Origin of the sequence: Streptomyces sp. NPDC046716 (assembly GCF_040645755.1) — a bacterium.
Taxonomy (GTDB): Bacteria; Actinomycetota; Actinomycetes; order Streptomycetales; family Streptomycetaceae; genus Streptomyces.
Window position 1 is genome coordinate 20,609 of record NZ_JBEYYU010000051.1, and the last position, 11,408, is coordinate 32,016.

An 11,408-nucleotide genomic window follows, 5' to 3' on the forward strand; every position below is an offset into this window, starting at 1 on the left:
AACAAGTGTTTGGTAGGTTACCGTAGCGGCACGAGCGGCGTCGAGGGTCTCCCGGCGAGATCCGCTCGACCGGAAGGCGAGCAGCCGAGTCGAGGAGGCACGGACATGACCGCACCCGCATACGAGCCGCCGCACGACCTGCTCGCCGACCGCACCGCCGTGATCACCGCGGCCGCCGGATCCGGCATCGGCGGCGCCACCGCCCGCAGATTCCTGGAGGAGGGCGCCCGCGTCCTCATCAGCGACGCGCACGCCCGCCGCCTCAAGGAGTCCGAGCAGGCGCTCGCCGAGGAGTTCGGCGCCGCACGCGTGGCGGCACTGCCCTGCGACGTCACCGACGAAGAACAGGTCGCCGCCCTCTTCGCCCGCGCCCACGACCTGCACGACGGACTCGACATCGTCGTCAACAACGCGGGACTCGGCGGGACTTCGGCCCTCGTCGACATGACCGACGAGCAGTGGAGCAAAGTCCTGGACGTGACACTGACCGGCACGTTCCGCTGCACCCGGGCCGCCCTGCGCGCCTACCGCGACACCGGCCGCACGGGCGTGATCGTCAACAACGCCTCGGTGGTGGGCTGGCGCGCCCAGGAGGGCCAGGCGCACTACGCGGCGGCCAAGGCGGGCGTCATGGCGCTGACGCGCTGCGCAGCCGTGGAAGCCGCGGAACACGGAGTCCGGGTCAACGCGGTGTCGCCCAGCCTCGCCATGCACCCCCACCTGGTGAAGGTCACCTCGGCCGAACTGCTGGCGGAGCTGACGCGGAAGGAGGCCTTCGGCCGCTACGCCGAGCCGTGGGAGGTGGCCAATGTGATCGTGTTCCTCGCCTCCGGCTACTCCTCGTACATGACGGGCGAGACCGTCTCGGTGAGCAGCCAGCACCCATGACCGATCCGACGGGGACCACAATGGTCGCGTGCCTACGAAGAAGAAGCCCCAGGTGACCGCATCGCCCGAGCGCCGCCGAGAACTGCTCGACACCGCCGCCGAGGTCTTCGCGGCCCAGGGCTACAACGCCACCACCGTCCGCAAGATCGCCGACCACGCGGGCATGCTCGCCGGCAGCCTCTACTACCACTTCGACTCCAAGGAATCGATGCTCGAGGAGATCCTGCGGTCCTTCCTCGACGAGCTGTGGTCGGGCTACGACTCGGTGCTCGAAGCCGAACTCGGCCCGCGGGAAACCCTGGAGGCACTCGTCACCGAATCCTTCCGGGAGATCGACCGGCACCGCGCCGCCGTCGCGATCTACCAGAAAGAGGCCAAACACCTCGCCGTGCAGGAGCGATTCGAATTCCTCGCGGCGTCCCAGCGCAAGTTCGAAAAGGCGTGGCTGACGACCCTGGAGCGCGGGGTCGCGGACGAGAACTTCCGCGCCGATCTCGACATCCGCCTCACCTACCGGTTCGTGCGCGACACCGTATGGGTGGCCGCGTCCTGGTACCGGCCCGGCGGACAGCACAGCCCCGAGGAGATCGCCCGCCAGTACCTCTCGATGGTGCTGGACGGCATCGCCGTACGGCCGACCTAGTCGTACGGCGTCCCCAGACGACAGACACGGAAGGGTTCCGCCATGGCCGAGGCCTACATAGTCGAAGCGGTCCGCACACCCGTCGGACGGCGCAAGGGAGGCCTCTCGGGCGTCCACCCGGCCGACCTGGGCGCCCACGTCCTCAAGGAACTCGTCACCCGCACCGGCGTCGACCCGGCCGCCGTCGAGGACGTCGTGTTCGGCTGCCTGGACACCGTGGGCCCGCAGGCCGGTGACATCGCCCGGACGAGCTGGCTGGCGGCCGGCCTCCCCGAGGAGGTGCCGGGCGTGACGATCGACCGGCAGTGCGGCTCCTCCCAGCAGGCCCTGCACTTCGCCGCCCAGGGCGTCCTCTCCGGCACCCAGGACCTCGTCGTCGCCGGCGGCGTGCAGAACATGACGATGATCCCCATCGCCTTCGCCTCCCGGCAGGCCGCCGAACCCCTCGGCCTCACCGACGGCCCCTACCTCGGCAGCGAAGGCTGGCGCGCCCGCTACGGCGACCAACCGGTGAACCAGTTCCACGGCGCCGAGCTGATCGCCCAGAAATGGGGCATCACCCGCCGTGACCAGGAGGAGTGGGCCCTGCAGTCCCACCAGCGCGCGCTGCGCGCCATCGACGAGGGCCGCTTCGACCGCGAGACCGTCGCCCACGGGGACGTGCGCGTCGACGAGGGGCCGCGCCGCGACACCACCCTGGAGAAGATGGCCGGACTCAAGCCCGTCGTCGACGGCGGCACCATCACCGCCGCCTGCTCCTCCCAGGTCTCCGACGGCGCCGCGGCCCTCCTCATCGCCTCCGAGGGCGCGGTCCGTGAGCACGGCCTCACCCCCCGTGCCCGCGTCCACCACCTCTCCGTGCGCGGCGAGGACCCCATCCGCATGCTGTCCGCGCCGATCCCCGCGACCGCGTACGCGCTGAAGAAGACCGGCATGGGCATCGCCGACATGGACCTGGTCGAGATCAACGAGGCGTTCGCCCCCGTCGTCCTCGCCTGGCTGAAGGAGACCGGCGCCGACCCCGCGAAGGTGAACGTGAACGGCGGGGCGATCGCCCTCGGCCACCCCCTCGGCGCGACCGGCGTGAAGCTCATGACCACCCTGCTCCACGAGCTGGAGCGCACGGGCGGGCGCTACGGCCTGCAGACGATGTGCGAGGGCGGCGGCCAGGCCAACGTGACGATCATCGAGCGACTGTGAAGATCCACGTCCGCCGTGCTAAGGTCTCAGTGTTGCAGTTTTGGTACCCATAGACTTTATGTGCGCCTGACGGGAATGTTCCTCAGGCGCATTATTGTTTTCCGGGGTGTGTTCCCGGAATCCGGCGTTCTCATGAGCGTTCTCGGAATGGGGGCTGCTACCTGTTCAAGGAGAATGACATGGCCACCGGTACCGTGAAGTGGTTCAACTCGGAAAAGGGCTTCGGCTTCATCGAGCAGGACGGCGGCGGCGCCGACGTCTTCGCCCACTACTCGAACATCGCCACCTCGGGCTTCCGTGAGCTCCAGGAGGGCCAGAAGGTGACCTTCGACGTCACCCAGGGTCAGAAGGGCCCCCAGGCGGAGAACATCCTCCCCGCCTGATCTCGCCTGATCGAGCATTTCCGGGCCGGGGTCCGCACCGCTGTCGGTGCGGGCCCCGGCTCATGCTGTCCCCGTCCCCGGAAGGCCTGCCGCATGACCAGCTCTGCCCGTCCGTCCCGCCGCCGCACCTCTCGTCCCGCGGCGGGGAAGCGTCGCGCCCCCGAGCAGCAGCGCAGGCAACAGCCCACGCCGCCGCGCGAGTTCACCATGCCGGAGAACACCACTCCGGCACTGCCGCCGGTCGCGGACTTCGCCGACCTCGACATGCCCGCCGCCCTGCTGAAGACGCTGAGCGCGCAGGGCGTCACCGCGCCGTTCCCCATCCAGGCCGCGACGCTCCCCAACTCCCTCGCCGGACGCGACCTGCTCGGCCGCGGCCGCACCGGCTCCGGCAAGACGCTCGCCTTCGGACTCCCGCTGCTGGCCCGCACCGCCGGAACCAAGGCAGAGCCGAAGACCCCGCTCGCCCTGGTCCTCGTCCCCACGCGTGAGCTCGCGCAGCAGGTCACCGACGCCCTCACCCCGTACGCGACCGCGCTCCACCTCCGGATGGCGACCGTCGTCGGCGGCATGTCGATCTCCCGGCAGGCGGGCACACTGCGCCGCGGTGCCGAGGTCGTCGTCGCCACCCCCGGCCGCCTCAAGGACCTCATCGAGCGCGGCGACGTGGCGCTCGGCCAGGTACGCATCACGGTCCTCGACGAGGCCGACCAGATGGCCGACATGGGATTCATGCCCCAGGTCACCGCGCTCCTCAAGCAGGTCGCGCCCGGCGGACAGACGATGCTGTTCTCGGCGACGCTCGACCGCAACGTGGACCGGCTCGTCAAGCAGTTCCTCACCGACCCCGTCGTGCACTCGGTGGACCCGTCGGCCGGCGCCGTCACCACCATGGAGCACCACGTCCTGCACGTGCAGGACGAGACCGACAAGAAGGCCGTCACGGCCCGGATCGCCGCCCGGGACGGGCGCGTCATCCTCTTCGTCGACACCAAGCGCTCCGCCGACCGGCTCGCCAAGCGGCTGCTCGCCAGCGGTGTGCTCGCCGCCCCGCTGCACGGCGGCCGCAGCCAGCCGCAGCGCAACCGCACCCTGGAGCAGTTCAAGGACGGCCGCGTCACCGCGCTCGTCGCCACGAACGTCGCCGCGCGCGGCATCCACGTCGACGACCTCGACCTCGTGGTCAACGTCGACCCGCCGACCGAGCACAAGGACTACCTGCACCGCGGCGGCCGCACCGCACGCGCCGGTGAGTCCGGCAGCGTCGTCACGCTCGTGCTCCCCGAGCAGAAGCGCGAGATGCAGCGCCTGATGCAGCACGCGGGGATCCGGCCGACCACCACCCAGGTCCGGTCCACGGACGAGGAACTGGTGAAGATCACCGGCGCTCGCGAGCCGTCCGGTGTCGCCGTGACCATCGCCGTCCCGGAGCCCGTGGCCCCGGCGGGCGACGCGTCGAAGCCGCGCCGGTCGCGCCGCTCGCGCGGTTCGCGCGCCGGTGGTGCGGGCAAGCCGGCCGCCGAGGGGCAGCAGCGCCAGCCGCAGCAGCGCCAGCGCTCCGCGAGCGGGACGAAGGCCGCCGGGACCTCCGCGGGCGGCGCGCGACGCCGCTCCTCGGGCGGCGGCGCGGCCGGTGCCGCGAAGTCCGCGTCCGGATCGGGCGCGGGTGCCAACCGGCGCGGACGCGGCCCGCGACAGGCCGCCGCGTAACTCGGCCTTTCAGCAGAGGGGAGCGCTCATCACCCCGGCGCAGGCAGGGTGGTGAGCGCGTGCCGGGCCTCGGCCATTACCCTGGCCACCAGCTCCGCGCAGCTGGGCAGGTCCTCGATGACCCCGGCGACCTGGCCCGACGCCATGACGCCGAGATCGGTGCGGCCCTCGACCATGGAGGCCCGCAGCAGCATCGGGGTGTTGGCGGCGAGCAGGACCTGGCTCCAGCCGAGGTCCTTGCCGTGCTTCATGGCGAGCCCGTCGCGCACCATCTGCGACCAGGTCAGGCCGGACAGCCTCCGGAAACCGGCGGCCCGCCGCACGGCGTGCAGCAGCGCGCGTGAACGACCGCGCCTCTCCAGGGAGTCGACCAGGTCGCTGCGGAGCATCCGGTGCGGCAGCCCGTCCACGGCCGTCGTCACCGTGACGTCCTTGACGCCCGCAGCCAGGTACTTCGCCTTCACCGCGTCCGGCACGGTGGAGTCGGAGGTGAGCAGGAAACGCGTCCCCATCGCGATCCCCGCCGCCCCGTAGGCCAGCGCGGCGACCAGCCCGCGGCCGTCGCGGAAACCGCCCGCGCCGACCACCGGTATGTCGACGGCGTCCACGACCTGCGGGAGAAGCACGGACGTCGCCACGTCCCCGGTGTGCCCCCCGCCCTCCCCGCCCTGCACGATCACCGCGTCCGCACCCCACGCGGCGACCTTCTCGGCGTGCCGGCGCGCGCCGATGGAGGGGATGACGACGACCCCCGCGTCCTTCAGCTCGGCGATCAGCTCGCGCGAGGGCGCGAGCGCGAACGAGGCCACCTTCACCCCCTCGGCCACGATCACCGCGACCCGCTCGCGTGCGTCGCCCGCGTCGGCCCGCAGATTGACCCCGAAGGGCTGGTCGGTGCGGGACTTCACCTCCCGTACGGCGGAGCGGAGTCGATCGACCGTCATGGTCGCCGAGGCGAGGATGCCGAGCGCGCCCGCGTTCGCCGCCGCGGACACCAGGCGGGGGCCCGCCACCCAGCCCATCCCGGTCTGGACGAGGGGATGGCGGACACCGGTGAGCTTCGTGAACGCGGTGGGAATCGTGAACGCGGCCCGCGGGGGCCCGGCCTCGCTCATACGGACCCGACCTCGCGCTCGCGGGTGCCCTTCGGGTCGACGGCCTCGCGGATCAGCCGCAGCTCGGCGGCCGTCGGCTCCCGGGTGAACGGCACCTCCCCGCCCTCCGGCACGGCCAGCTCGAACCCCGTGGCCCGGCGCACCTCCTCGACCGTCACGCCCGGGTGCACGGACGCCAGCCGCATCGAGTGGTCCGGCGTCGCGAAGTCCAGGACCGCCAGGTTCGTGACCACGCGCGGGAGCCGGTGGTACCGGGTCGCCGAAGGGCCGGCGGCGGCCGCGCTGTCGTAGCCCACCCCGCTGATCATGTCGACCTTCTCGACGAACACGCGCCTGCTGTGCCTGGGCACCCAGTAACTCACCGGATTGTTCAGCGTGTTGACGGGCGCTCCGCGCACCCCGAGCAACTGTCGGTCGGGGCGGCTCCAGTCGCCGATGCACGAGATGTTCTGGTTGCCGAACCGGTCGAGCTGGCTCGCGCCCATCATCACGTGCCGGTCGCCGCCGGTGACCATCGCCAGGTGCTGGCGGTACGGCAGCCAGCCCTCCGGCGAGCCGTCGAGACCGACCAGCATCGCCTCGCCGTCGGTGAGCATCAGCTCGGGCGAGAAGGTCCGCTTGGCCAGCCGCGCCCCGATCGACGGGATCAGGCCCATGGGGCTGGCCAGCACCTCCCCGTTGTCCCGCCAGGCCTCGGCGCAGGCGATGACGCAGTACTCGGCCCGGGTGACGACGCTTGCGGGTGTGGCGGACGTGGTCACTTCTGCTCCTCGTGCCAGGTCTGTACGGCGGACTGGTACTGCTTCTCGTCGCCGTCCCGCGGCAGGAACCGGGCCTCGAACTCCGGCCAGGGGGTTGTCGCGTACAGCTTCTGGAACGCCTCGTCCCGGTCGTAGTCGGGAGCGCAGGACGTGAAGTGCGCGCCGTTCGGCGTCTCGACGACGCCGGTCACCGCATGCCGCTTGACCAGCAGCGACTGCGGTACGACGTCCTTCCCGAAGCCGTCCGCGGGGTCGACGATCCGCTCGCAGGAGACGTACGCCGCGTCCGCCGCCTCGCAGAACAGGTCGTCGAAGTACGGGTCGGGGCCCAAGTACTGGCCGTTGCCCGCGCGGTCCGCGCGGTTCACATGGACCAGCGCCGCGTCCAGGCGCAGGGCGGGCATCGCGACGAACGTCTCCCCGTCCTCGTACGGTGACGTGACCGTCCGCAGCTCCGGATTGACCCGCATGACGTCCGAGCCGATGCCCGCGCGGACCGGCAGGAACGGCAGCCTGTTCGCCGCCGCGTGCAGTCCCCACATGAACATCGCCTCGTCGACCTCCGTCAGCTCGAACGCGCCCTGCTGGCGCGCCGCCCGGAAGTGCGGCTCCAGCGGGATGGAGTCGAGCGTGACGAACGCGGCGATCAGCTTGCGGATCCGGCCCGCCGCGGCGAGCATTCCGACGTCGGGTCCGCCGTACGAGACGACGGTCAGGTCCGTGACGTCGCTGCGCAGCAGTGCGCGCACCAGCGCCATGGGCTTGCGGCGCGAGCCCCAGCCGCCGATGCCGATCGTCATGCCGCTGCGCAGCCGGGCGACGACCTCTTCGGGCGACATCGTCTTGTCCGGGCCGGGTGTTGCCTCTGGTGTGTCGGGCATGGTCAGTCGCTCTCCTGTCCGGCCTGTCCGAACGTGTCGCGTACGCGGTCGGCGACGCCGCTGAGATTCGCCTCGAAGGTGAAGCCCTGCTCGAAGCGGTAGCTGCGGTGGACGTCGACGGGGTCGATGCCGTTGAGCGCGGCCTTCGCAAGGCGGATGAGATAGCCGTCCTTGCGGGCTATCTCACGGGCCAGCCCGATCGCCGCCTCGTGCAGTCCGGCTCTCGGCACCACCTTCCACACCGAGCCGTGGGCGTGCAGCTCGGCGGCGGTGGCGGTGCGCGAGGTGTAGAAGAGCGCGCGCATCAGATGCTGGGGGACCAGGCGGGAGAGGTGGGTGGCGGCGCCGAGCGCTCCGCGGTCCAGCTCGGGGAGGCCGAAGGTGGCGTCGTCGGCGGCCACGATCGCGTCCGCGTTCCCCACCAGTCCGATGCCGCCGCCCAGGCAGAACCCGGCGACCGCGGCGATCACCGGGACCTCGCACCGGTACACCGCAGAGAACGCCTCGTAGCAACCGCGGTTCGCACCGATCAGGGCCGTGTGACCGCCCGGGCCGCCGGACGCGGACGCCGTCTCCCGCTGCATCTCCTTGATGTCCACCCCCGCGCAGAACCCGCGGCTGCCCTCGGCGGCCGTGAGCACCACGCAGGTGATGTCCGGGTCGCGGCCGGCGGCGGTCACCGCGTCCGCCAGGTCGTACCAGCCCCGCACCGGCAGCGCGTTGACCGGAGGGAAGTCGACCGTGACGACCGCTATCCCCTTTTCGGGTGAGGAGGTGGAGACACCCATGGCGTTCAGCTACCTTTCCACCTAACGTTTGTTTGGTACGGCGACGACGGTAGCAGGCGGCGGGAGTCCAGGGAATGGGTGCGGGGATGGACAAGACGGATCCGAGCGGGCGAACAGTGGTGGTGACGGGCGGTACGAGGGGAGTGGGCGCCGGGATCGCGGAGGCGTTCGCGCGGACCGGGGCCCGGGTCGTCGTGTGCGCCCGCCGACCACCCGAAGTCCCCCTGGAAGGCTGCGAGTTCATAGCGGTGGACCTGCGGGACGCCGACGCCGTGCGGGAGCTGTTCGCGCGCCTGGACCGCGTGGACGTCCTGGTCAACAACGCGGGCGGGACCCCGTACCGCCTGCTCGGCGAGAGTGACGCCGAGCGGCACGCCCGGGTGATCGAGCTGAACCTGACGGCGCCGCTGACCGCCTCACTGGCCGCCCGCGAGCGACTCGCGGCCGTGCGCGGATCGATCGTGATGATCGGCAGCGTGAGCGGCACCCGCCCCTCGCCGGGCACGGCGGCCTATGGCGCGGCGAAGGCGGGCCTGGAGAACCTGGCGCGGACCATGGCCGTCGAATGGGCCCCGGAGATACGGGTGAACACGCTGGTGCTCGGCATGGTGCGCACCGAACTCTCCGCTCTGCACTACGGCGACGAGGACGGCGTCGCCGCCGTCGGCGCCACCGTGCCGCTCGGCCGGCTGGCCGAGCCGCGCGAGATAGGGGAGGCCGCCGTGTTCCTCGCGTCGGACGCGGCCTCGTACATCACCGGTTCGAGCCTGCTCGTGCACGGTGGCGGGGAGCGCCCCGCGTTTCTGGATGCCGCAACGGTCAACAAGGAGGCCTGAGATGACGGACACGGGTGACAGCGCGGGGCTGTGCGCGGGACGAGTGGTCGCGGTGACCGGAGCCGGCCGCGGACTCGGCCGCGCACACGCCCTCGCCTTCGCGGCGGAGGGAGCGAAAGTCGTGGTGAACGACCTGGGAGTGGGACTCGACGGAGTACCCGCGGCCGACAGCCCGGCCGCGCAGGTGGTCGAGGAGATACGGGCGTCGGGCGGCCAAGCGGTGGCGCACGGCGGCGACATAGCGACAACGGAGGGCGCCGCCTCCCTGGTCGCGGCGGCCGTCGACGGCTTCGGACGCCTGGACACCCTGGTCAACAACGCCGGTTTCCTGCGCGACCGGATGCTGGTGAACCTGGCGGAGGACGACTGGGACGCCGTGATGCGGGTCCACCTCAAGGGACACTTCCTGCCGCTCCAGCACGCCGCCGCCCACTGGAGGGCGGAGGCGAAGGCGGGCCGGACACCGGCGGCCCGAGTCGTCAACACCTCTTCCGGGGCGGGACTGTTGGGCTCGGTCGGGCAGGGGAACTACAGCGCGGCCAAAGCGGGAATCCTGGGGCTGACCCTCGTCGCCGCGGCGGAAATGGCACGGTACGGGATCCAGGTCAACGCGATCGCGCCGGCCGCGCGGACCCGGATGACCGAAGCCACCTTCGCCGAGACGATGGCCGCGCCCGGCGAGGGGATGTTCGACGCGATGGCCCCGGAGAACGTGTCGCCGCTGGTGGTGTGGCTCGGCTCCGGAGCGGCCAGCGACGGGGTGACGGGACGGGTCTTCGAGGTGGAGGCCGGACGCATCACGGTCATGGAGGGCTGGCGGGCCGGACCGACGATCGACAAGGGGGAGCGGTGGACCGCGGCGGGCGCGGGCGAGGCGGCGCGGGAGCTACTGGGACGGACCGCCGTGCCGGGAGCTGTCTATGGGGCCTGAGCGCGACCGGAGCAGGGGCGGGGCAGCGTCACGTGTCGCACTCCAGGACCGTGCGGCACAGCCCGCACCGGGCCCGGACCCGCCCGCGGACCGGAACGCGGATCCGCTGATGACACGTCGGACACGGGAACGCCACCCGCAGCCCGTCACGGCCCTGCGGCCCCTCCGCCGAGAACGCGTAGGGACCGACGGGCACAGAGCCCCGCGTCCCGTGGTCCTGCGCCGAGCGGCGGTCCTTCGCGTACCGGCGCCGGCCCGCCCACCCGGCGGCCGTCAGCGGAGGCTGCTGCTCGTCGCGGCGGGCCTGCGCCAGCCCCTTCGTGTAGGCCGTGTACGCCTGAGCGCTGGTGAACCAGGTCTCCGGAGCCTCGCCGAACGCCAGCGACCGCTTCGCCAGCACGTACCCGAACTCCTCGGGTGTCAGATAACCCAGCTTCTGCGACGACGCCGCGTCCTCCCGGTAGGCGTCGAGCAGCAGCCAGCCCGCGCCCAGATAGGTCGCGGCGGTGTCGGTCAGGATCTCGTTGTCCCGCGTCCCCGGGAAGGACAGGTCCAGGCGGTGCAGGTACACATGCATGATCTCGTGCGCCAGAGCCGCCCCGATGTCCCTGCGGTGTGTGCGGAACCGGTCGTTCAGCTCGATGAAGTACTCCGGGCCGGCGGCCAGTTCCACGCTCGCCGCGTGCTCCATCTCGCGGAAGCTCACGATCATCCGGGCGTCGGGGAGGTGGTAGTGCCGGACCAGTTCGTGCGCGATCCGCTGCGCGCCCATGTGCAGGTCGTCCTGGTCGCAGAAGGCCACGTCCGCCGGGGCCACGCTCGTCGCGAAGGTGTGCACGGTGTCGTAGGAGAGGCGCTTGTACAGCGCGGTGATCGCCGATCGTACGGTCTCCAGATGCGGGTAGCCGTGCATCACCGGTCCGCCGTTCGCCACGTGCGCACCCCCTGAGCCTCCGGGGCCCGTGCCTGGGCCCGGCGTTCTCAGCGTACGGCTCCGCCGGTGTCACGGGACAGCGTGCGCCGCTTCGTCTGCCGGGGCGGTCGTTCTTCGTCCCCGGCCCGGTGGGGCTGGTCGCGCAGTTCCCCGCGCCCCTGGGGTGTCTTTCGGCCGCGGGCCGGTGGCCTCGTCCCGCGCAGTTCCCCGCGCCCCTGGGTGGTTCTCCACGTGCGGGCCGGTGGCCGCTTCTCGCGCAGTTCCCCGCGCCCCTGAAGCGAGCTTCGCTCGCCCAGGGGAAGCCGCGTCCCTGAAGCGAGCTTCGCTCGCCCAGGGGA

12 protein-coding genes are annotated in these 11,408 nt (G+C 71.8%); 7 read left to right on the plus strand and 5 right to left on the minus strand.

Annotated elements, in window-relative coordinates:
* Nucleotides 1-105: 105 nt before the first annotated feature.
* From ABZ930_RS30740 to ABZ930_RS30760, 5 genes are all read left to right on the plus strand, one after another.
* The gene (locus tag ABZ930_RS30740) at nt 106-888 is read left to right on the plus strand and encodes an SDR family oxidoreductase (RefSeq protein WP_361554904.1); all 783 of its coding nucleotides are present in this window, start codon (nt 106-108) and stop codon (nt 886-888) included.
* 28 nt (nt 889-916) lie between these two features.
* Nucleotides 917-1,531 carry a TetR/AcrR family transcriptional regulator gene (locus tag ABZ930_RS30745; RefSeq protein WP_361554907.1) on the plus strand — a complete coding sequence of 205 codons (615 nt, stop codon included), beginning with the start codon at nt 917-919 and terminating at the stop codon, nt 1,529-1,531.
* A 42-nt stretch (nt 1,532-1,573) separates the two neighbouring features.
* On the plus strand, nt 1,574-2,731 hold the full coding sequence (locus tag ABZ930_RS30750; protein ID WP_361554910.1) for an acetyl-CoA C-acetyltransferase: 1,158 nt from the start codon (nt 1,574-1,576) through the stop codon (nt 2,729-2,731).
* A gap of 179 nt (nt 2,732-2,910) precedes the next feature.
* A complete protein-coding gene (locus ABZ930_RS30755) occupies nt 2,911-3,114 on the plus strand; it encodes a cold-shock protein (protein WP_005318814.1) in 204 nt (67 codons plus the stop codon).
* A 93-nt stretch (nt 3,115-3,207) separates the two neighbouring features.
* Nucleotides 3,208-4,824 carry a DEAD/DEAH box helicase gene (locus ABZ930_RS30760; RefSeq protein ID WP_361554913.1) on the plus strand — a complete coding sequence of 539 codons (1,617 nt, stop codon included), beginning with the start codon at nt 3,208-3,210 and terminating at the stop codon, nt 4,822-4,824.
* Between the two features lie 29 nt (nt 4,825-4,853).
* Here the strand turns inward: ABZ930_RS30760 and ABZ930_RS30765 are convergent, their stop codons facing one another.
* The 4 genes from ABZ930_RS30765 to ABZ930_RS30780 are packed head-to-tail and all read right to left on the minus strand — an operon-like array spanning nt 4,854 to nt 8,369.
* On the minus strand, nt 4,854-5,903 hold the full coding sequence (locus tag ABZ930_RS30765; protein WP_361554996.1) for a nitronate monooxygenase: 1,050 nt from the start codon (nt 5,901-5,903) through the stop codon (nt 4,854-4,856).
* Between the two features lie 32 nt (nt 5,904-5,935).
* On the minus strand, nt 5,936-6,700 hold the full coding sequence (locus ABZ930_RS30770; RefSeq protein WP_361554916.1) for a CoA-transferase: 765 nt from the start codon (nt 6,698-6,700) through the stop codon (nt 5,936-5,938).
* Nucleotides 6,697-7,581 carry a CoA-transferase gene (locus ABZ930_RS30775; protein ID WP_361554919.1) on the minus strand — a complete coding sequence of 295 codons (885 nt, stop codon included), beginning with the start codon at nt 7,579-7,581 and terminating at the stop codon, nt 6,697-6,699. The genes ABZ930_RS30770 and ABZ930_RS30775 overlap by 4 nt, the downstream gene beginning before the upstream one ends.
* Before the next feature lie 2 nt (nt 7,582-7,583).
* On the minus strand, nt 7,584-8,369 hold the full coding sequence (locus ABZ930_RS30780) for an enoyl-CoA hydratase family protein (RefSeq protein WP_361554922.1): 786 nt from the start codon (nt 8,367-8,369) through the stop codon (nt 7,584-7,586).
* Nucleotides 8,370-8,455: 86 nt separating this feature from the next.
* Between ABZ930_RS30780 and ABZ930_RS30785 the strand changes: the two genes are divergently transcribed.
* Both ABZ930_RS30785 and ABZ930_RS30790 read left to right on the plus strand, forming a co-directional pair.
* Nucleotides 8,456-9,205, plus strand: coding sequence for an SDR family oxidoreductase (locus ABZ930_RS30785; RefSeq protein WP_361554925.1), 750 nt, complete (start codon nt 8,456-8,458; stop codon nt 9,203-9,205).
* Nucleotide 9,206: 1 nt separating this feature from the next.
* Entirely contained in the window at nt 9,207-10,136 is a 930-nt protein-coding gene (locus ABZ930_RS30790) for an SDR family oxidoreductase (protein WP_361554928.1), read from the plus strand.
* Between the two features lie 28 nt (nt 10,137-10,164).
* Here the strand turns inward: ABZ930_RS30790 and ABZ930_RS30795 are convergent, their stop codons facing one another.
* Complete coding sequence (locus ABZ930_RS30795; protein WP_361554931.1) at nt 10,165-11,070, minus strand: hypothetical protein; 906 nt, start codon at nt 11,068-11,070, stop codon at nt 10,165-10,167.
* Nucleotides 11,071-11,408: the final 338 nt, after the last annotated feature.